A 20,661-nucleotide genomic window follows, 5' to 3' on the forward strand; every position below is an offset into this window, starting at 1 on the left:
CTGTTGGGTGGCGCCTTCGGCTTAACCAACCTACCTTTTAACGTAGGTCGGATAAGTGGCGAAGCCACGTCATCCGACAAAAATGATAAATTTACTTGGGGCAACCCGATTTATCACGCTGTGCTTAATATGCAATATAACGGCTTTTAAGCCGCTTTTGTAAATTTAAGTTCTGATATGTGAAGTTAATATTTGCTCATTTTGGTCTTCAACCAAATAATCTTTAAATAAATCATTACACTGCGTAGTTTGCATCAACTAGTTGACTAACAACAATATTTGAAATGTTTTCTTTAGACTTTAACCAAAGCTCAATGTCTGCTCTATCTTGGTTAGTCGCCGAACCAAAACGATGAACAGAACAAATAAAGCCACTGAATGACTTACAATCACCTCCACCAGCAATACAAAGTTTTCTTTTATCGATGAATTCTAAAAGCTCATCTAGCAATAAATCAAACTCTTCCTCTGTTACATTTAAATTACAAGTAAATTCAAAACCTAGAATAGCAAATTCATCTAAATACAATTTCTTACGTAATCGTCTACTTTTAGTACTCATAAATATCCTTTGGCATATGACGCCAACTTATTAATCTGTCAATGAAGTGGCTTAGAATAAATTATAAAGGAGCAAAAGCCAAAGATAACTTACTATTTAACATATAGTTAGAACATAACTAACTGTTAAGTTGTTATCTGAGTGCTTTTTAATGAAGAGATTTATTCACAAAGAAGATAAGAGACGCTGCGCTTTTAGAGGAAAATAGCGGCTTGAATTAAGCCACTTTGAAGAATTTATGTTCTGATGTCTGAAGTCAAGATTTGACCCCTTTGGTTTTTTTGCTGCCAGAACGAACACTAGTAAAAAAAACTTCAACACTTCAACAATCCTTCGAGAGCTAACGCCACCAGCAGGGGTGACAAAACCAGAGCGAAGCGGCGGTTTTGGCATCCCTCTGGCTGGCCTTGTTAGGCATTTTCTCTGTTACTTGGATGAATACGCTCTTTAAGAATGCGGCATAGGTCATCAACAGATAATGGGCCAAAGTTCATATTTTTTCGAATCTCTTCGAAAACGGAAAGCATTCTCCCGTGCCCATCTAAAGATGGACAATGAGAATTGAAATTTCTACCTTTGAATTCTTCGAATCGCTCTAAATCATTAACAATAAAAGATGCAATTCCCATATAGGAAGATTCATTATTTCCATCAAACCCAGGAAACTTAGGGTCTTTTCCAAACGGTTTTGCCGCCTCTTCTAATTGTACTTTTTCTCCGTCCGACAACTGCTTATAACTATGCTCAATAAAGCTCCACATATCCAATATATCAAGAACCTCTTTAACAATTTCTGGATCATCTTGATCCTCAAAAGGTATCCCAGAATATTTCCAAGGTATTGCCCATAAGTTATTACTGAATATTGCGGACTGGATAAATTTCGGTTCAATTTCACCGTCTATTTCAAGATTCTCATACAGTTCACTCAGCATCAGGAGTATTAGTTTTTCACCATCTGATATTTTCATATTACCTTCCATTTTATTTAGCTGAGACAGGACGTTCCTGACGCTCGTCAGCGAGATCTTTGACAAAGGGCATGAAGCTATTAATCTTGTAGTAAATCCTCTTCCCAACTTCTTTAATAGATTCGGGGTCAGATGCATCTGATAATGCTTCAATATCCTCATTTAGCTCACCACACAGAGAACTAGCTTTATTTACAAAGAGTTCGGAGAAATTTGAGCTTTGCTCATTAAGAAACCTTGCGTACTCTTCCACTTCCTTTGCAATACCATGAAAGTCGACGCCTTTTAGCTTTTTGATATTACATGACGGCCCTATCTTAGATACGACGGATAAAATTCTATCTGTTTGCGCATGAACTTTTGAAACTTCAACTAAACGTCTACGATCGATCATCTCGTCTCTAACTTGTACTGCCTGAGACGCAGAATCAGCGGCCTTACCAGCTTCGATAAAAGCCCATATCGCAGCCCCGATAGATGCAACCGATCCTAGTATTGATAATATACTTTCCATTTATTCCTCAGGTTGTTCTTCAGGGTTGCCTAACAATTTTGTCTACGACATTTGTCGGTTTATAAAACGACAAATGTCCATATATTACAATGCATTTATCTTAGCCCTCAAATAAATACCTGTAAACAATTAGTTAGCTTCACTCATGGTTTATAAATGGCGCAACACACCAAAATGGTGGAGATCAGTAATATCAGACAAAAAGTGTTGTGCAAATAAACAATAGAGGCAGGTTTACTATTTTTAGTGACAAATAGCGTAACTTAGACTTTTACTTTCGCCTTTAACCTTTTACCCACAAAAAAGCCACTGTTCATTACAAACAGCGGCTTTCTTTATTAAAGCTTACAGCTAAAAACTGACAGCTTACAGCTTACAGCTAGTACTTTAAGCTTTACCAATCACTTCAAGTCCACCCATGTATGGGCGTAATACTTCTGGCACGACTACTGAACCGTCGGCTTGTTGGTAGTTTTCTAGTATTGCTACAAGTGTACGGCCAACCGCTAAACCTGAGCCGTTTAGTGTGTGTAAAAGCTCTGGTTTTTTAGCACCTTCACGACGAAAACGTGCTTGCATACGGCGTGCTTGGAAATCAACCATGTTTGAACATGATGAAATTTCACGGTAGGTATCTTGTGCTGGTAACCATACTTCTAAATCGTATGTTTTAGCTGCGCCAAAGCCCATGTCGCCCATACATAAAATCACTTTACGGTATGGCAATTCTAGCGCTTGTAAAATTTGCTCAGCATGGCCTGTTAGCTCTTCGAGTGCTCGCATTGAATCTTCTGGTTTTACAAGCTGTACAAGCTCTACTTTATCAAACTGGTGCTGACGGATTAAACCGCGTGTATCGCGACCGTAGCTGCCTGCTTCACTTCTAAAACATGGCGTGTGCGCTGTTAAGCGAATTGGTAAATCGCTTTCTTCGTAAATTTCATCACGTGCGCTGTTTGTAAGCGGTACTTCTGCCGTAGGAATAAGGCTAAAGCCAGCTTGCTGCTCGCCATCATCGTTCACTAGCCCTAACGTGTGGAATAAATCGCCCGCAAACTTAGGTAATTGGCTGGTGCCGTAAAGGCTTGCGCTATTAACTAAGTACGGTACATACATTTCTGTGTAGCCGTTTTTATCTGTGTGGGTGTCTAGCATGTATTGGGTAAGTGCACGGTGCATACGTGCTACTTGGCCGCGCATTACGGTAAAACGTGCGCCACTAATTTTAACGCCCATTTCAAAGTCTAGGCCGTTTAGGTCTTGCCCTACGTCAACGTGGTCTTTAACTTCAAAATCGTACTTTTTAGGGGTGCCCCACGTTAAAATTTCTACGTTGTCGTCTTCGTCAGCGCCTTCTGGTACCGACTCGTCCGGTAAGTTTGGAATTGCTAAGGCAATTTGTTTAATTGCTTCTAACACTTCGTCTTGCTCAGCTTTAGCCGCGTCTAACTCGCTGCCTAAGTTAGCAACTGCGTCTAGCAATGGTTGTGCGTCTTCGCCTTTTGCTTTTGCTTGGCCAATGGCTTTAGCACTGGCGTTACGTTGACTTTGAAGTTCTTGCGTTTTTACTTGTAATGTTTTGCGTTTTTCTTCAAGTTCAGTCACTACCGCTACATCTAGCTCATAACCACGTGCGGCTAAACGTGCTGCAGTTTGTTCGACATCTTGACGTAAATATTTAGAATCTAACATGTTAGTTTTTTAACCTTTTTGCATTACTAGCTGAAGGCCCAGCCAAGCCATAAAAATACACACCATCACGTTTAAGATGATATTGAGGGCCATTTTAATAAAGTGACCTTGTTGTAATAACAACAACGAATCCATTGAGAATGTTGAAAAGGTGGTTAACGCACCTAAAAAGCCAATTCCGATGAGGGTTTTAGCAGGACTGACGGCAATAACTTGTTTATCTATTAAACCGTATAAAATGCCCATCAACAATGAACCCAGAATATTAACCGTCAACGTGCCAAAAGGGAATCCCCTACCGAGGAGTTTTAGCATGGTTTCGCTAATAAAAAACCGTAAACAGGCTCCTGACGCTCCGCCAAGGGCTATCATCATGTAAAGTTTAATCATGCTCATAACGTTTTATTGGGCTTTGTGCGTCGCGCTCTTTTAAATAATCGAGCTTTTGTTTAATTTTTTGCTCAAGTCCACGATCACTTGGCTGGTAGTATTGTTTTCCATCCATTTCTGGCGGTAGGTATTTTTCGCCAGCAGCAAATGCGCCTTCTTCGTTATGCGCGTAACGATACTCTGCGCCATAGCCTAAGTCTTTCATTAAATTGGTGGGGGCATTACGTAAATGCTCTGGTACCGGGTAGCTTGGCTCGTTTTTAGCGTCTTGTTTGGCTTGATTAAACGCCATATAAACCGCATTACTTTTAGGTGCACTAGCCAAGTACAAAGTGGCCTGTGCAATGGCGCGCTCACCTTCGCTTGGGCCAACACGCTGAAAAATATCCCATGCGTTTAAAGCCACTTCCATCGCTCGTGGATCGGCGTTGCCGATGTCTTCTGTGGCAATTGCTAATAAGCGCCTTGCAACATAAAGCGGGTCGCCGCCACCGGCTAAAATACGGCAGTACCAGTAAAGCGCACCATCTGGCGAACTGCCTCGCACCGATTTATGAAACGCCGAAATTAAATCGTAAAATTCATCGCCGCCTTTATCGTATTTAGCTAAATGCGTGGGAAGAACTTGGCTGAGTACCTGTTCGTCTACGTTGTACTTGCCGTTTTGCTCAGTGGTTAAATCGACTGCTTGCTCGAGTAAATTAAGCACTTTACGAGCATCGCCACCGCTTGCTTGGCACAGCGCTTGTTTGGCGTTATCTGCAATCACGATTTGCTTTTGGCTAAGTTGTTCGTCTTGTTTGAGTGCGCGCTCTATTACTGTGTATAAATCGCTTTCTTGCAAGGATTTTAATACATACACCCTTGCGCGAGATAAAATCGCATTATTAAGCGCAAATGAGGGGTTTTCGGTGGTGGCACCAACAAATATAAAAGTGCCATCTTCAATATGCGGTAAAAACGCGTCTTGCTGAGATTTATTAAAGCGGTGTACCTCGTCAACAAACATCAAAGTGCGCTGACCACGGCTTTGTAAGTTATCGCGCGCTTGGGTTACGCTATCGCGAATATCTTTAACGCCAGCGGTTACTGCCGACATTTGAATTAGTTCAGCGTCTGCATGGTTAGCAATAATTTGTGCCAGCGTAGTTTTACCTACCCCCGGCGGCCCCCATAAAATTAAACTATGGCAGCGCCCTGCTACTATCGCTTGATGAAGAGGTTTATCAGCGCTGAGTAAATGTTGCTGCCCTATGTAATCGTTAAGCGATAAAGGGCGCATACGCGCAGCGAGTGGGCGCACATCGGGCCCAAAGTTAAATCCTAAATTACTCACCGTTACTCTGATCGTCTATTTCTACACCCGCTGGCGGGGTAAATTCAAAAGTTGTTTTATCAAGCTCAGTATTAACCTGTGCATTGCTAAATGTAAACGCAGATAGCTGGCCTGAGTTATCTTTAACCACCAGTTTTGCAAGCCCCTGCTCGTTATCAGCAAAAGTAATATCAAGCTGCTCTACTTGGCTTTCTACGCCTTTATTTGGGGTAATGCTAAAGCCTAAGTCAGTAGCGATCACGCTGTATTTTTCCCATTGCGCAGGGTCTTTAGAGGTGAGCAATATAAACGGTGTAGAGTCAATTAAACCGCTAGTTTTCATAATGGTTACTTGCTCAGCAAAGCTATCAAAGTAATAGGTTTTATCGCCGTTTGACACAAATAAGGTGTCGTCTGGGTTAGTTTGCTGCCAGCGGATCATTAAAGGCTGTTGCAAGGCAATATTGCCTTGGCCTTGCATTACCAGTTGGCCTTCACCGTCGGTTACGTTTTGTTTAAATTGTGCTTTAAAGCTTTTTAAGGTCGATAACTTATCTTGTAATGCTTGGCTGTCGTCAGCAAAACTTGGCATAGCAACTAAACTGCCCAATACCAATAATAAACTACTTAATTTTTTCATTAATTTGCTCCATTAGGTACTAATACATCGCGCGCGCCGTTGTGTCCTGGTGCACTCACGATACCTGATGTTTCCATTTGTTCTACTAAACGTGCAGCACGGTTATAGCCTACACGTAATTTACGTTGCACTGATGATACCGATACTTTACCGGTTTCTATTACAAAGGCGACCGCTTCGTCGTATAACGGATCTGACTCTTCATCGCCATTCTCGCTGGCTTCCCCTGGTAATAGAATATCTTCCGTGGCATCGCCATTTAAAATTTCGTCTATGTAATTTGGTTTAGCACGGGCTTTCCAATCGTTTACCACAGCATGTACTTCATGGTCGTCTACAAACGCGCCATGCACACGCTCTGGCACACTGGTGCCTGGCGGTAAATAAAGCATGTCACCCATGCCTAATAAGTTTTCTGCGCCTTGTTGATCAAGTATGGTGCGCGAATCTATTTTACTTGATACCTGAAACGCCATACGTGTAGGTATGTTCGCTTTTATTAAACCGGTTATTACATCAACCGACGGACGCTGTGTTGCCAAAATTAAGTGAATACCCGCAGCACGCGCTTTTTGCGCAATACGAGCAATTAACTCTTCAACTTTTTTACCTACAATCATCATCATGTCGGCAAATTCGTCAATAACCACCACTATGCTAGGTAATTTATCTAGCTCATTAGGGCCGTCTTTCATGCCGTCGGTGTCTTTAAATAATGGATCCATAATTGGGTAGCCCGCTTCTTTGGCTTCCATTACTTTTTGGTTGTAACCTTTTAAGTTACGCACACCTAATGCCGACATAAGCTTATAACGGCGTTCCATTTCACCTACACACCAACGCAGTGCGTTAGCCGCTTCTTTCATGTCGGTCACAACTTCACATAATAAATGCGGAATGCCTTCGTAAACAGAAAGCTCAAGCATTTTCGGGTCAATCATGATCATACGAACATCTTCAGGGCCCGATTTATACAGTAAGCTTAATATCATTACATTAACGCCCACTGACTTACCTGAACCGGTTGTACCGGCCACTAATAAATGTGGCATTTTACCTAAGTCGGCACACACAGGTTGCCCTGCAATATCTTTACCTAGCACCATGGTTAACGGCGATGGGTTTTGCTCAAACTTAGGTGCGTTTATGACTTCTGATAAACGTACAATTTCACGGTATTTATTAGGCAGCTCAATACCGATATAGGTTTTACCAGGAATAACTTCAACCACGCGCACACTAATTGCCGAAAGTGAACGCGCTAAATCTTTTGACAATCCTGTAATTTTAGACACCTTAATACCCGGTGCTAAATCAAGCTCAAAACGAGTAACAACAGGCCCGGGATAAACCCCAACCACAGTGGCTTGCACGTTAAAGTCGAGTAGTTTTGTTTCTACAAGGCGTGATACGCTATCGAGCTCTTCTTGCGAAATTGGGTTTTTTGCTTTGTCGGGTCTGTCGAGTAAATCCAGTGACGGCAATGGCCCCGGAGGTGGCTCTTGCTCTAATAATTGTTCAAACTTCTCTTTTGCAGTTGGCGGCGGTTGAAACCCTGATTTTGGCTTGTTAATTGGCCTTGCTGGTGAAACCACGGTTGTTGCTGGTTTTTCAGGTTCAACCACAGGGCTTTGATCCAGCGCGTTAAGTGCTGCCTCGGTGTCCATCGGTTCATCGTCTATGGCGCTGAAACTAATTTCTTGATCGAGTATTTGGTCAAGCTCGTCAAACGGCATAAATTCGTCGTCTTGAGGGGCATTAACCTTAGTTGCTGGTTTATCAATTGCTTTTGGTTTGTCTGCTACTTTATTAGCAAGTTCAGGTTCTTGTTGGCGTGTATCGTCTTCAAAATAAGCATCAGGTTGCTCGTCTTGTACTTTACCTGCAATGCGTTCACGTTGCATCCAGCCTCGGGCATAGGTCACCAAAAAGCGGTATAACCTAACAATTAAATCACCTAAGTAATCAACAAATTGTACCCACGACACACCTGTTAATAGGGTTAACCCTGCAAAAAAGAAACACAGCAGTAAAATAGAGGTACCGGTAAAATTAAACGCTGGCATCATGGCTGATGCAATCACATCACCCACTACCCCACCGGATGAAAAATTATAAATATCATCAAAATTAATACTGCTAATAGCGGTGGCTGAGGTAATAAACAGCGCAAAACCAATAATGCGTAATCCAAGTGTGGTGTAATCGAGTTGTAAAATACGGTGTGGCTGCTTAAACACCAAGTAACCTAGCAGCTGAATAGCCGCTGGCACAAAATAGGCAAGCCAGCCAAAGGTAAGTAATAGTATGTCGGCCACCCACGCGCCCGCTGTACCCGTAATATTTTGTACGTTGGTAAATTCACCCGTTTGCGACCAAGCTGGATCGGCAGGATGAAAACTAATTAAAGCACATAAAATAAATACCGCTGCAAAGGTGCTGACGATGAGCCCCGTTTCTAATAGTCTTTGTACACCGTTTAGGCGCATAATTACCTATCCCTCATTATTATTTTTTACACTCACTTGGCAATAGAATACCTTAGCAGGAAATGTATTTTGATGCACTTTATCTTAACCATGATGGCCTGATTATGAACAAGTTTTTATTATTTAGTCGCACACTTATTAAAAAAGCAAAGTTGGCTGCAACAACAAAAGTATATTAAAGGCTGTTACTCTATCATTAAGCAACAAAAGGACGGATCACCACGCCCTCTTCACCTTTTACTTCTTCCATGACTACATAAGTGCGGCTTTCACTCACATTAGGCAGTTTTAATAATATATCACCGAGCACGCCTCGGTATTCTGACATATCGTTAACCCGGGTTTTTAATAAAAAGTCGAAATTACCCGAAACCAAATGACATTCTATAATTTCTTCGTGCTTTCTAACAGCGGCACTGAACTCTTCAAATACGTCGGGCGATGTTTTGGTAATGGTTACTTCCACATACACAGAAAGCCCTTGACCAAGCTTGGCAGGGTCAACCACAGCTTTGTAGCCTAAAATATACCCTTCTCGTTCGAGCTTTTTCACTCGCTCTAGACAGGGCGTGGCGCTTAGGCCAACTCGTCGGGCCAGTTCAACATTTGACAGGCGGCCATCGAGTTGTAATTCGACTAAAATCTTGCGATCAATACGGTCTAATAAGTTATGCATAGCTTTTTAGTTTTTTATTCTAATAAAATCGATTTAACAGATACTAACACTACAAAGACCTTAAAAAAAGGTGAGACACACTACCCTAGCATGAATATAATAGTGAAAAATTTTTATCCCGTTCTAACAAGGCAAAATTATGATTATTGGTGTACCTAAAGAAATTAAAAACCATGAGTACCGTGTAGGTATGGTTCCTGCGAGTGTTCGCGAACTTGTAAATCACGGCCACCAAGTGATTGTTGAAACTAACGCTGGTATGGGCATTGGTTTTACAGATGATGATTATGTTCAAGCAGGTGCTGAAATTTTAGAAACAGCTGCTGACGTTTTTGCAAAAGCAGAAATGATCATCAAGGTAAAAGAGCCACAAGCTGTTGAACGTGCAATGTTACGTGAAGACCAAATTCTTTTCACTTACCTTCACCTTGCACCGGATCTTCCACAAACTGAAGACCTTGTTAAAAGTAAAGCAATCTGTATTGCTTATGAAACAGTGACTGACGCACGCGGCGGTTTACCACTATTGGCACCAATGAGTGAAGTAGCGGGTCGTATGTCTATTCAAGCAGGTGCACAAGCGCTAGAAAAAGCAAACCACGGTCGTGGTATGTTACTAGGTGGTGTACCAGGTGTTGAGCCAGCTAAAGTTGTTGTTATTGGCGGCGGCATGGTTGGTCGTAGCGCTGCACAAATGGCGGTTGGCTTAGGTGCTGAGGTTGTTGTACTTGACCGTAACATCGACGTACTACGTGCACTAGACGCACAGTTTGGTAACAAAGTTAAAGCTATTTACTCAACAGCTGACGCGCTTGAAAAGCACGTACTAGAAGCTGACCTAGTAATTGGTGGCGTACTTATCCCAGGTGCTGCTGCACCTAAACTAGTGACTGCTGAACACATTAAAGCAATGAAGCCAGGTGCTGCTATTGTTGATGTTGCGATTGACCAAGGTGGTTGTATTGCAACCTCTAAAGCAACTACGCACGCTGATCCTACTTTCATCGTTGATGAAGTTGTTCACTACTGTGTTGCTAACATGCCTGGTGCTGTTCCACGTACATCGACGTTTGCACTTAATAATGCAACATTACCGTTCATCATTAACCTTGCAAACAAAGGTTACAAAAAAGCACTACTAGATGACGCTCACTTCTTAAAAGGCTTAAACGTAATTAAAGGCCAAGTAACATACAAAGAAGTAGCTGAAGCGTTCAACATGGAATATGTTGACCCACGTACTGCAGTAGAAAACGCGTAACAATAATAGTTACCGCTTATACCTAAGTCATTATTTAGGTATAAGCATTAAAAAAGCAGCTAATTAGCTGCTTTTTTTGTATCTAAATTTTAGGGTCTGTGGTCAACAGACCCTCGTATTATATAAATCGTTTAATAATAAAATCGACTTTTACGCGCTTAGCTTGACCAAGCAGTTTTTTCACCGGCTGCGGGTAATCGTCCATGGTTTCTAAATCATCAGGGCCGGTTAAACGACGACAATGCTTTAAAATTTCTTGGCGTTCATTATCAATGTCGCGCATTATCGTTTGCTCAGGATCTTCTATCAGGATGCCATTTTCGATATCGAGCCCCCACGCGCGCGGATTTAGGTTATGCCCGCTAAGTAAATGCACTTTGCGGTCGCAGCAAATCCCTTTTAGATGGAACGAGTTACTCTCGTGTTTCCAAAGGTATACGTTTAGGTTGCCATTATCTATGTGGCGTTTTTGCGATTTTACAAACTTGTGCAAAATAGTTTCGTATAAATACGGCAGTGCACCAATTTTACTAAATGGCTCGCTAGGTGGCAGATAAAAATCGTTTGCGGTTTTATCGCCCACCACAATAGTAACCTGCTTACCTTGCTTTAATAAGCGACGTAAAGAGCGCATTAAAGGCGCTGGAAAATTAAAATACGGCGTGTATAACACCAACTCTTGCTCGGTGGTATCAAATAACGCTTTAATTAAGCGATTGAGCTCGTTATTACGACGGCCTAACCCTAAAAATAAACGAATACCCATTGCATGGGTATTAAACTCTTGCGCATTTTTATAACTTGCCGATTTAAGCTCACGCATAAGTTGCTTTTGTTCAAGCTTAAAGTCAGCCATACGTTTAAGCGGTCGTTGATCAATTCTTGGTACCGCTTCAGAACTTAATAAAGTTGATTCGATAAAATCGACTACTGAGTCACATAATTCGCTTTGCGATACTAAAAAGTAGCGATCGAGCCGGTATCGGTCGCTATATTGCAAATACACATTATTTAAACTGGCACCGCTGTAGAGCAGTGTGTCGTCAATAACAAAGCCTTTTAAATGTAACACCCCAAACAGTTCTTTTGCCTTTACGGGGACACCATACACTTGAACGTTTGAATTAAATTTTTCTAAATCGTCGCAATATAAGCTTGCATTGCCCTCTGACTTTTCAGCTCCAATTAAACCGCGTTGCGCACGATGAAAATCCACCAATACTTTTATCTCAAGCGCAGGATTAGCTAACGAAGCACTGTGTAGTGCAGCTAATATTTCACGACCCGCTTCATCATCTTGTAAGTAAAGTGTGGTGATATAAATTCGTTTTTTTGCGTTGGCAATTAAATCTAACAATTGCGTACGGTATTCTTGCGCATTGGTTAAGACGTTAACGTCTTTTGAAGTCAACCCAAATGCGGGTTTCTCTTGCCAAAATAACATAGTTGCCTATTCACTTAGGTCACATAATTAAGCAGTGACAAATCAAAATTAGTTAAAAGATAACAAAAAAAATCAGGCTGGTCATGAATTAACGTCGTTTTATTGGCTAACAGTCTATTTATTAGTCGAGCACTGCCTATAAGTCATTTACTAGTACACATTAATGAACAGCTTCGGAATTTGCGAAAAAAAATAATCTCATCTTTTATTTACTTCCTGCTTGTTTTTCTTAGAATCGGGCGCATTAAAACCGTATTAAACGTTTAGGAAAAGATCATGACTGAAGCAAAACATTGTAAGTTACTTATTTTAGGTTCGGGCCCTGCAGGCTATACAGCTGCAGTTTACGCTGCACGTGCTAATTTAAACCCTGTTTTAATTACAGGTATTCAACAAGGTGGCCAGCTAACAACCACTACTGAAGTTGAAAACTGGCCTGGCGATGCACACGGTTTAACCGGCCCTGCATTAATGGATCGTATGAAAGAGCATGCAGAACGCTTTGAAACTGAAATTGTGTTCGACCACATCAACAAAGTTGACGTATCTAAGCGCCCTTTCACACTAACCGGTGACCAAGGTACTTACACCTGTGATGCTTTAATCATTGCAACAGGTGCCTCTGCTAAATATTTAGGCTTAGAGTCTGAGACTAATTTCCAAGGTCGCGGCGTTTCAGCTTGTGCAACCTGTGATGGCTTTTTCTATAAAGGTCAAAAAGTAGCGGTTGTTGGCGGTGGTAATACAGCGGTTGAAGAAGCGTTATACCTATCTAACATTGCTGATGAAGTTCATGTTATTCACCGTCGTGATAGTTTCCGTAGTGAAAAGATTCTTGCTGACCGCCTTGCTGAAAAAGCAGCAAACGGTAACGTTGTCATGCACTACAACCGTACACTCGATGAAGTGCTTGGTGACCAAATGGGCGTGACCGGCGTTCGCATTAAAGATGTGGCATCAGATGCTACTGAAGAACTTGATTTAGCGGGTGTGTTTATTGCCATTGGCCATAAGCCAAACACCGATATGTTTGAAGGTCAGCTAGAAATGAAAGACGGCTACTTAGTAGTTGAGTCTGGTCTTAACGGTAATGCAACACAAACTAGTGTGCCAGGCGTATTTGCTGCAGGTGATGTGTCTGATCATATCTACCGTCAAGCAATCACTTCTGCGGGTACTGGCTGTATGGCTGCACTTGATGCAGAACGCTTTTTAGATAACCTATAAGTTTTCATAACATATAGTAAGGGCTGAATTTTCAGCCCTTTTTTGTGCCCAAACATAACTGGACTAACACCAAAATTCATTGTACTTATAATTGAAATTAGTTTTATTTATACAATTAATGGCTTAGGTGCGATAGGATCTAAGGGTGAGCAACAAATACCGTCAAATTATATAAGTAAAACTAGCTATAATTATCGTCAGGAATAAAAGCTTTATTCATTTAGGCATTACTAGAAACTGTAAAATCAGTTAAAATGCTAAACTTCATATCAAGTAAATTACCGAGAGTTTTCTATGAGTTTGTATACAAAATATATGGAAGAAATCCAAACCCGTAAAACGGAGCTTGGATTAAGCCCACAACCAATCGATAGCGCTGAACTAGTATCAGAAATAATTAATCAAATTAAAGATACTAATAACGAGCACCGTAAAGATTCACTGCATTTCTTTATTTATAATACTTTACCTGGAACAACTAGTGCTGCGGGCGTTAAAGCACAGTTTCTAAAAGAAATCATTTTAGGTGAGGAGCACGTTGCAGAGATCACTCCAGAATTTGCATTTGAACTGCTTTCACACATGAAAGGCGGCCCGTCAATTGAAATGCTAATTGATTTAGCATTTGGTGATGACGCAGCAATCGCAGCACAAGCGGCTGAAGTACTTAAAACTCAGGTATTCTTATACGATGCTGATATGGAGCGCATAAAAGCGGCCTACGAAGCAGGTAACGCAATTGCTAAAGAATTACTAGAGAGTTTCTCAAAAGCTGAATTCTTCACAAAACTACCTGACATCGAAGAAAAAATCGAAGTAGTAACTTACATTGCTGGTGAAGGCGACATCTCAACTGATTTACTGTCTCCAGGTAACCAAGCACACTCACGTGCTGACCGTGAATTACACGGTAAGTGTATGATCACTGAAGAAGCACAACAAGAAATCGTTGAACTTCAAAAGAAACACCCTAATGCTAAAGTAATGCTTATTGCTGAAAAAGGCACAATGGGCGTTGGTTCATCTCGTATGTCTGGTGTAAATAACGTTGCACTTTGGGCGGGTAAACAAGCAAGTCCATACGTTCCTTTCATCAACATTGCACCTGTTGTTGCAGGTACTAATGGTATCGCACCAATCTTCTTAACGACGGTTGATGTAACCGGCGGTATTGGTCTTGATCTTAAAAACTGGGTTAAGAAAGTAGATGCAGACGGCAATACTGTAACTGATGAAAATGGCGATGCAGTGCTTGAAGAAGCTTATTCAGTTGCCACAGGTACTGTATTAACAATCAATACAAAAGAGAAAAAGCTTTATAACGGTGATAAAGAACTGGTTGATGTATCATCAGCGTTCACACCGCAAAAAGTTGAATTCATGAAAGCTGGTGGTTCATACGCTGTAGTATTTGGTAAGAAACTACAAACGTTTGCTGCTGAAACGCTCGGCATTGAAACTCCTCTTGTGTATGCACCTTCAAAAGAAATTTCACATGAAGGCCAAGGCTTAACAGCGGTTGAAAAAATCTTTAACCGTAATGCGGTAGGTGTTCTATCTGATACACCACTTCATGCAGGCTCAAACGTTCGCGTTAAAGTGAACATCGTTGGTTCGCAAGATACAACCGGTCCAATGACAGCACAAGAATTAGAAGCGATGGCGGCTTCAACGATTTCACCACTTGTTGATGGTGCTTATCAGTCTGGTTGTCACACTGCATCAGTATGGGATAGCAAAGCACAAGCAAATATTCCAAAACTAATGGCGTTCATGAATAAGTTTGGTTTGATCACTGCACGTGACCCGAAAGGCGTTTACCATGCAATGACTGACGTTATTCACAAAGTATTGAACGACATTACAATTGATGATCGCGCTATCATCATCGGTGGTGACTCGCATACTCGTATGTCTAAAGGCGTTGCCTTTGGTGCCGATTCAGGTACTGTTGCTGTTGCACTTGCAACCGGTGAATCAGCGATGCCGATTCCTGATTCAGTTAAAGTGACGTTTAAAGGCAAAATGGCTAAGCACATGGATTTCCGCGACGTTGTACATGCAACGCAAGCGCAAATGCTTAAGCAATTTGGTGGCGAAAACGTATTCCAAGGTCGTATCATTGAAGTACATATTGGTACCCTTATGGCTGACCAAGCGTTTACTTTCACTGACTGGACTGCAGAAATGAAAGCGAAAGCGTCAATCTGTATTTCAAATGATGAAACGCTAATTAAGTCAATTGAACTTGCTAAATCACGTATCCAAATCATGATCAACAAAGGTATGGATAACGAAGCGCAAACGCTACAAGGTCTAATCGACTTAGCTGACAAGCGTATTGCAGGTATTCAATCTGGTGAAGAGCCTGCACTTTCTCCAGACGACAATGCTAAATACCACGCAGAAGTTGTGGTTGATTTGGACCAAATCGTTGAGCCAATGATTGCCGATCCTGATGTGAACAACGATGATGTTTCTAAGCGTTATACTCACGATGTGATCCGCCCTGTTTCTTTTTACAACGACAAACCAGTTGATTTAGGTTTCGTTGGTTCGTGTATGGTTCACAAAGGCGATATGAAAATTATTGCTCACATGCTACGTAACCTAGAAAAGAAAAACGGTTCTATCTCATTCAAAGCACCATTAGTTGTTGCGCCACCAACATACAACATTGTTGATGAGCTTAAAGCGGAAGGCGACTGGGATATTCTTGCTAAATACGCTGGTTTTGAATTTGACGATGAAAAACCAAAAACAGCGGCACGTACTAAGTATGAAAATATCCTATACCTAGAACGCCCTGGTTGTAACTTATGTATGGGTAACCAAGAAAAAGCAGAACCTGGTGACACTGTTATCGCAACATCAACTCGTCTGTTCCAAGGCCGTGTAGTAGCCGATACATCTGAGAAAAAAGGTGAGTCACTACTAGGCTCTACGCCGGTTGTAGTACTTTCTACTGTACTTGGTCGTTTCCCGACTATCGAAGAGTATAAGTCTGCGGTTGAAGGTATTGACCTTACCTCGTTTACACCTGTTGAAGAAGCAATGACAACTAAGTTTAACGCTGGACAAGCAGTACCTGTAAAAGTGGTTAGCTAATTCGATTAGTTTACCATTTAATTAAGCGCGTTTTTTAACGCGCTTTTTTTATGTCTAAAATTTACCTAACAGGAATGTAAGCCCTGCTCAACCCTATGGACAACACAATAATTTGTGGTTTGTGATTTTAAAGCAACAGGTTACACTTTATCTTGACCATGCAGTTATTCAATCGGTGTTATGACTAAACAACTCTATCAACTCGCTCAAAGCCACTTTGCTTTTCCTGATCCCAACCATGCATTAGATGATCCCGATGGTTTACTTGCCATTGGTGGATGCTTGTCGGTAGCGCGATTAAAAAATGCCTACAGCCAAGGTATTTTTCCGTGGTTTAGTGAGCACGAGCCAATTATGTGGTGGTCGCCTAGTGCGCGGGGTATTGTTGAGCTCAATGACTTTCATGTTAGTAAAAGCCTACGTAAGCATTTAAAAAAGCACCCGGTCACCGTAACCATAAACCATGCCTTTGAAGAAGTGATAGAAGCGTGTCGCGATCAACGTATTGATACCGATGGCACCTGGATCACCCCACAAATGCAACAGGCGTACATTAATGCCCATCACCATGGCCTTGCTCATAGTTTAGAGGTTTGGCGCGAGGGAGAGCTTGCAGGTGGCTTATATGGGATTATGCAAACCGGTGTTTTTTGTGGTGAATCAATGTTTCATCATCAAACAAATTGCTCCAAACTGGCTATGTGGGCGCTGGTTAATTGGCTTAAACGCCATAATGCGCATTTTATTGATTGCCAATTAGAAAATCCTTATTTAATGTCGTTAGGTGCTAGCGTTATTCCACGTGAAGAATTTTTAACTAAACTTAATAAAGCACAATGTTACACCCCACCTGACAGCATGTGGCAACCACAGGAGCTATTAGCGATTTATGAATGAACAACTTCCCGCTCGTATTGGCCTAAGCCAACCATTTGAATGCAGTTATTTGCCTAACCGCCAAGAGCAACTGTTGGTCATACTCGATCCAAGTTGTTACAGCAGCAATAAGTTTGAGTCATTATTAGGATTGGGCTTTCGTCGCAGTGGTAACCAAATTTACCGTCCGCACTGCCCTATTTGCAGCGCGTGTAGTTCTGTGCGCATTTTAGCAAATGAGTTTATGCCTACAAAATCGCAAAAACGTAAACTTAACAAAGCAAAAAACCGCTTTGAGGTAAAATATTCTCAAGTTGAACGCGAACAATACTATCCACTTTACAGTAAATACATTAGCTTGCGCCACCAAGACGGTAGTATGTATCCACCTGATAAATCACAATTTCAAAGCTTTTTGTTTTGTAGTTGGTTAACCATTACTTTTATAGAGCTTTGGGATCAAGATAACTTAGTGGCTGTTGCTGTAACTGATTGTATGGACAACGCTATTTCGGCAATTTATACATTTTTTGACCCTGACTATGAGCACTTTAGTTTAGGCACTGTAATGATATTACAGCAACTTAAATTTGCTAAACTACAACAAAAACAATTTGTTTATTTAGGCTATCAAATAGATGAATGCGACAAAATGAACTATAAAACGCAGTTTTTACCTGCTCAAAAACAGTGCAATGACCAGTGGCTGGCTATTTAATTTACAAAAATAGCCCCTGCGCCTTTACTTATTGGCGTATTTTGGGCAAAATCTGCAGCGTTTAACTATTAAAGAGGTGTTACGCTAAACATGGCGAAAGAAGACGTAATCGAAATGCAAGGGACAGTCCTTGATACTTTACCAAATACAATGTTCCGAGTTGAGCTAGAAAATGGTCACGTAGTTGTGGCTCATATTTCAGGTAAAATGCGCAAAAACTATATCCGTATTTTAACCGGCGATAAAGTAACGGTAGAAATGACTCCTTACGATTTATCGAAAGGTCGTATCGTATTCCGTGCTCGCTAAGTAAGTGCGTAAACGAGATTTAGTTTTTGGCTAGTGCAAACTAGCTTTAAGCGTTTATTAAATGTAATTAATGGATACTCGCCAGTAATTACATTTAATAAACAAAAAACCCAGCCTTTGCTGGGTTTTTTGTTGTCTATTTCTTTGGCAAATAAAAAAAAGCCTGCGCAAAGCAGGCTTTTGTATAACGACCATTAGGCTGGGGTTAAATCACTTTCGTAATCAAAACGCAGCTTTTTATCTTTAACCGATACTTTTACCGTACCGCCAGAAATTAGCTCACCAAACAGTATTTCGTTTGCCAATTGCTTTTTAAGGTCTTCCTGAATAACACGTGCCATAGGGCGTGCGCCCATTGCTTTGTCATAGCCTTTGTCAGCCAACCATTCACGTGCTTTAGACGTCAGCTCAAGATTAACTGATTTCTTGTCTAGTTGCGCTTGAAGCTCCACAACAAACTTATCAACCACTTGTAAAATAACTTCTTTATCGAGGTGATTAAACCAAATAATGTTATCTAAGCGGTTTCTAAATTCTGGTGAAAATACTTTATTAATTTCACCCATTGCATCGTGCGTATGGTCTTGCTCACTAAAGCCAATCGACTTACGTGTGGTTTCTTGCACGCCGGCATTAGTGGTCATCACCACGACGACGTTTCTAAAGTCGGCTTTACGGCCATTATTATCAGTTAGCGTACCGTGATCCATAACTTGCAATAAAATGTTGTAGATATCTGGATGGGCTTTTTCAATCTCATCCAAAAGTACAACAGCGTGTGGATTTTTAATGACCGCTTCTGTTAGTAAGCCGCCTTGTTCAAAACCAACATAACCCGGAGGCGCACCAATTAAACGACTCACCGCATGGCGCTCAACATATTCAGACATATCAAAACGAATAAACTCAACGCCCATACATTTAGCTAATTGCTTGGTAACCTCTGTTTTACCTACCCCCGTTGGGCCTGCAAATAAGAATGAGCCTACGGGTTTGTTCTCATTCGCTAAACCTGAACGCGACAAACGAATGGCAGAAGTTAATGCATCAATAGACTGATCTTGTCCAAACACCAACATTTTTAAGTTACGGTCTAAGTTTTTCAGCGTTTCTTTATCAGACGATGATACATTTTGTGGCGGGATACGCGCCATTTTTGACACAATCAGCTCAATATCAGAAACACCAATCGTTTTTTTACGTTTAGAGGTAGGTAACAAGCGTTGGCTTGCACCCGCTTCATCAATAACATCAATCGCTTTATCAGGCAGATGACGTTCGTTAATGTACTTAGCGCTAAGCTCGGCTGCCGCCTTCAACGCTTTTTGCGTGTAACGAATACCATGGTGTGCTTCATAACGCTCTTTTAAGCCGTTAAGAATTTTAGTGGTGTCTTCCACACTGGGCTCAAGCACATCAATTTTTTGAAAGCGACGTACCAAGGCACGGTCTTTCTCAAAAATGTTTTTGTACTCACCATAGGTGGTAGAACCCATACAACGCAATTGTCCACTAGAAAGTAGCGGTTTAATTAAGTTTGAGGCATCCATTACCCCACCCGATGCAGCACCGGCACCGATAATGGTATGAATTTCATCTATAAATAAAATAGAGCCTGGTTTAGCTTGCAGCTCTTTTAATAAGCTTTTAAAGCGCTTCTCAAAATCGCCTCGGTATTTAGTACCTGCAAGCAAAGCGCCCATATCTAATGAGTAAACAACCGCATCAGCAATAACTTCAGGCACTTGCTCGTTAACAATTCGATACGCCAAACCCTCAGCGATAGCGGTTTTACCCACGCCAGCTTCACCAACCAGTAATGGGTTGTTCTTTTTACGACGACACAACACCTGTACAGTGCGTTCTACTTCGCTGTCGCGACCAACTAAAGGGTCAATGTTGCCCTCTTTGGCTTGTATGTTGAGATTAGTGGTGAAGCTGTCGAGCTTACTCGCTTCTTCACTGGCAACTTCTTGCACTTCTTCATGTATATCGTCAGTATCATCGCCTAATTCGTCGTCACCTTTGGCAATCCCATGAGAAATAAAATTAACAATATCAAGCCGAGAAATATCATTCTTTTTAAGTAAATAAACTGCTTGGCTTTCTTGCTCAGAAAAAATAGCCACCAGCACATTTACACCAGTCACTTCATTTTTTCCCGAAGATTGCACATGAAATACCGCGCGCTGTAATACACGCTGAAAACCAAGCGTTGGTTGAGTTTCGCGTTCTTCTTCTAAATCAGGAATAACCGGTGTGGTTTCATCAATAAATTCAAGTAACTCTGTTTTTAATCCAGAAATGTCAACACCACACGCATTAAGCGCTTCTCCAGCTGATGGATTATCGAGTAGAGCTAATAAAAGATGCTCTACGGTCATAAACTCATGACGACGTGTACGCGCTTCACGAAACGCGGTGTTCAAAGTTAGTTCTAAGTCTTTATTTAGCATTGGCAACCCCTTA

Annotated in this window: 17 protein-coding genes; 6 read left to right on the forward strand and 11 right to left on the reverse strand. The window is 41.4% G+C overall.

Annotated elements, in window-relative coordinates; genetic code table 11:
- Positions 1–235: 235 nt before the first annotated feature.
- The 9 genes from BM380_RS02955 to lrp all read right to left on the reverse strand — a co-directional run bounded on the left by BM380_RS02955 (position 236) and on the right by lrp (position 9,249).
- Positions 236–562: a YggL 50S ribosome-binding family protein gene (locus BM380_RS02955; RefSeq protein WP_064663113.1), complete on the reverse strand. Its 327-nt coding sequence runs from the start codon at positions 560–562 to the stop codon at positions 236–238.
- Between the two features lie 410 nt (positions 563–972).
- The gene (locus BM380_RS02960) at positions 973–1,533 is read right to left on the reverse strand and encodes a YfbU family protein (RefSeq protein WP_090493056.1); all 561 of its coding nucleotides are present in this window, start codon (positions 1,531–1,533) and stop codon (positions 973–975) included.
- A 13-nt stretch (positions 1,534–1,546) separates the two neighbouring features.
- The gene (locus BM380_RS02965) at positions 1,547–2,047 is read right to left on the reverse strand and encodes a hypothetical protein (RefSeq protein ID WP_090492822.1); all 501 of its coding nucleotides are present in this window, start codon (positions 2,045–2,047) and stop codon (positions 1,547–1,549) included.
- A gap of 387 nt (positions 2,048–2,434) precedes the next feature.
- The gene (gene serS / locus BM380_RS02970) at positions 2,435–3,739 is read right to left on the reverse strand and encodes a serine--tRNA ligase (RefSeq protein WP_090492824.1); all 1,305 of its coding nucleotides are present in this window, start codon (positions 3,737–3,739) and stop codon (positions 2,435–2,437) included.
- Positions 3,740–3,748: 9 nt separating this feature from the next.
- Positions 3,749–4,129, reverse strand: coding sequence for a fluoride efflux transporter CrcB (gene crcB, locus BM380_RS02975; protein WP_010389726.1), 381 nt, complete (start codon positions 4,127–4,129; stop codon positions 3,749–3,751).
- Complete coding sequence (locus BM380_RS02980; protein WP_013464762.1) at positions 4,122–5,465, reverse strand: replication-associated recombination protein A; 1,344 nt, start codon at positions 5,463–5,465, stop codon at positions 4,122–4,124. Before BM380_RS02980 ends, crcB begins: the two co-directional genes overlap by 8 nt.
- Positions 5,458–6,084 carry an outer membrane lipoprotein periplasmic chaperone LolA gene (lolA, locus tag BM380_RS02985; protein WP_024601693.1) on the reverse strand — a complete coding sequence of 209 codons (627 nt, stop codon included), beginning with the start codon at positions 6,082–6,084 and terminating at the stop codon, positions 5,458–5,460. Before lolA ends, BM380_RS02980 begins: the two co-directional genes overlap by 8 nt.
- Complete coding sequence (locus BM380_RS02990) at positions 6,084–8,573, reverse strand: DNA translocase FtsK (protein WP_090492825.1); 2,490 nt, start codon at positions 8,571–8,573, stop codon at positions 6,084–6,086. The genes lolA and BM380_RS02990 overlap by 1 nt, the downstream gene beginning before the upstream one ends.
- Before the next feature lie 196 nt (positions 8,574–8,769).
- Positions 8,770–9,249: a leucine-responsive transcriptional regulator Lrp gene (gene lrp / locus BM380_RS02995; protein ID WP_008110073.1), complete on the reverse strand. Its 480-nt coding sequence runs from the start codon at positions 9,247–9,249 to the stop codon at positions 8,770–8,772.
- A gap of 139 nt (positions 9,250–9,388) precedes the next feature.
- Here lrp and ald point away from each other — a divergent pair, with 139 nt between their 5' ends.
- Complete coding sequence (gene ald, locus BM380_RS03000; protein WP_013464758.1) at positions 9,389–10,510, forward strand: alanine dehydrogenase; 1,122 nt, start codon at positions 9,389–9,391, stop codon at positions 10,508–10,510.
- A gap of 118 nt (positions 10,511–10,628) precedes the next feature.
- On the opposite strand, the gene pssA is transcribed toward ald, so the two are convergent.
- Positions 10,629–11,954 carry a CDP-diacylglycerol--serine O-phosphatidyltransferase gene (gene pssA / locus BM380_RS03005; RefSeq protein ID WP_013464757.1) on the reverse strand — a complete coding sequence of 442 codons (1,326 nt, stop codon included), beginning with the start codon at positions 11,952–11,954 and terminating at the stop codon, positions 10,629–10,631.
- 276 nt (positions 11,955–12,230) lie between these two features.
- On the opposite strand from pssA, the gene trxB reads away from it, so the two are divergent.
- The 5 genes from trxB to infA all read left to right on the forward strand — a co-directional run bounded on the left by trxB (position 12,231) and on the right by infA (position 18,192).
- Positions 12,231–13,181 carry a thioredoxin-disulfide reductase gene (trxB, locus tag BM380_RS03010; RefSeq protein WP_008110078.1) on the forward strand — a complete coding sequence of 317 codons (951 nt, stop codon included), beginning with the start codon at positions 12,231–12,233 and terminating at the stop codon, positions 13,179–13,181.
- Positions 13,182–13,475: 294 nt separating this feature from the next.
- Complete coding sequence (locus BM380_RS03015; RefSeq protein WP_081844607.1) at positions 13,476–16,289, forward strand: bifunctional aconitate hydratase 2/2-methylisocitrate dehydratase; 2,814 nt, start codon at positions 13,476–13,478, stop codon at positions 16,287–16,289.
- Between the two features lie 180 nt (positions 16,290–16,469).
- A complete protein-coding gene (gene aat / locus BM380_RS03020) occupies positions 16,470–17,186 on the forward strand; it encodes a leucyl/phenylalanyl-tRNA--protein transferase (RefSeq protein WP_090492826.1) in 717 nt (238 codons plus the stop codon).
- A complete protein-coding gene (locus tag BM380_RS03025; protein ID WP_090492828.1) occupies positions 17,179–17,883 on the forward strand; it encodes an arginyltransferase in 705 nt (234 codons plus the stop codon). The genes aat and BM380_RS03025 overlap by 8 nt, the downstream gene beginning before the upstream one ends.
- A 90-nt stretch (positions 17,884–17,973) precedes the next feature.
- Positions 17,974–18,192, forward strand: a complete 219-nt coding sequence (gene infA, locus BM380_RS03030) for a translation initiation factor IF-1 (RefSeq protein ID WP_002962494.1) — start codon at positions 17,974–17,976, stop codon at positions 18,190–18,192.
- A gap of 194 nt (positions 18,193–18,386) precedes the next feature.
- On the opposite strand, the gene clpA is transcribed toward infA, so the two are convergent.
- The gene (clpA, locus tag BM380_RS03040) at positions 18,387–20,648 is read right to left on the reverse strand and encodes an ATP-dependent Clp protease ATP-binding subunit ClpA (protein ID WP_016899877.1); all 2,262 of its coding nucleotides are present in this window, start codon (positions 20,646–20,648) and stop codon (positions 18,387–18,389) included.
- Between the last annotated feature and the right edge of the window lie 13 nt (positions 20,649–20,661).

Origin of the sequence: Pseudoalteromonas sp. DSM 26666, from assembly GCF_900116475.1 — a bacterium.
Taxonomy (GTDB): domain Bacteria; phylum Pseudomonadota; class Gammaproteobacteria; order Enterobacterales; family Alteromonadaceae; genus Pseudoalteromonas; species Pseudoalteromonas tetraodonis.

Excerpts from the sequence above, each read along its gene's own strand:
- clpA (WP_016899877.1), bottom strand. The coding sequence starts at position 20,648 with ATGCTAAATAAAGACTTAGAACTAACTTTGAACACCGCGTTTCGTGAA.
- infA (WP_002962494.1), top strand. The coding sequence starts at position 17,974 with ATGGCGAAAGAAGACGTAATCGAAATGCAAGGGACAGTCCTTGATACT.
- lolA (WP_024601693.1), bottom strand. The coding sequence starts at position 6,084 with ATGAAAAAATTAAGTAGTTTATTATTGGTATTGGGCAGTTTAGTTGCT.
- ald (WP_013464758.1), top strand. The coding sequence starts at position 9,389 with ATGATTATTGGTGTACCTAAAGAAATTAAAAACCATGAGTACCGTGTA.
- aat (WP_090492826.1), top strand. The coding sequence starts at position 16,470 with ATGACTAAACAACTCTATCAACTCGCTCAAAGCCACTTTGCTTTTCCT.
- BM380_RS03015 (WP_081844607.1), top strand. The coding sequence starts at position 13,476 with ATGAGTTTGTATACAAAATATATGGAAGAAATCCAAACCCGTAAAACG.
- BM380_RS02955 (WP_064663113.1), bottom strand. The coding sequence starts at position 562 with ATGAGTACTAAAAGTAGACGATTACGTAAGAAATTGTATTTAGATGAA.
- BM380_RS03025 (WP_090492828.1), top strand. The coding sequence starts at position 17,179 with ATGAATGAACAACTTCCCGCTCGTATTGGCCTAAGCCAACCATTTGAA.
- pssA (WP_013464757.1), bottom strand. The coding sequence starts at position 11,954 with ATGTTATTTTGGCAAGAGAAACCCGCATTTGGGTTGACTTCAAAAGAC.
- BM380_RS02990 (WP_090492825.1), bottom strand. The coding sequence starts at position 8,573 with ATGCGCCTAAACGGTGTACAAAGACTATTAGAAACGGGGCTCATCGTC.
- serS (WP_090492824.1), bottom strand. The coding sequence starts at position 3,739 with ATGTTAGATTCTAAATATTTACGTCAAGATGTCGAACAAACTGCAGCA.
- trxB (WP_008110078.1), top strand. The coding sequence starts at position 12,231 with ATGACTGAAGCAAAACATTGTAAGTTACTTATTTTAGGTTCGGGCCCT.
- crcB (WP_010389726.1), bottom strand. The coding sequence starts at position 4,129 with ATGATTAAACTTTACATGATGATAGCCCTTGGCGGAGCGTCAGGAGCC.
- BM380_RS02965 (WP_090492822.1), bottom strand. The coding sequence starts at position 2,047 with ATGGAAAGTATATTATCAATACTAGGATCGGTTGCATCTATCGGGGCT.
- BM380_RS02960 (WP_090493056.1), bottom strand. The coding sequence starts at position 1,533 with ATGAAAATATCAGATGGTGAAAAACTAATACTCCTGATGCTGAGTGAA.
- lrp (WP_008110073.1), bottom strand. The coding sequence starts at position 9,249 with ATGCATAACTTATTAGACCGTATTGATCGCAAGATTTTAGTCGAATTA.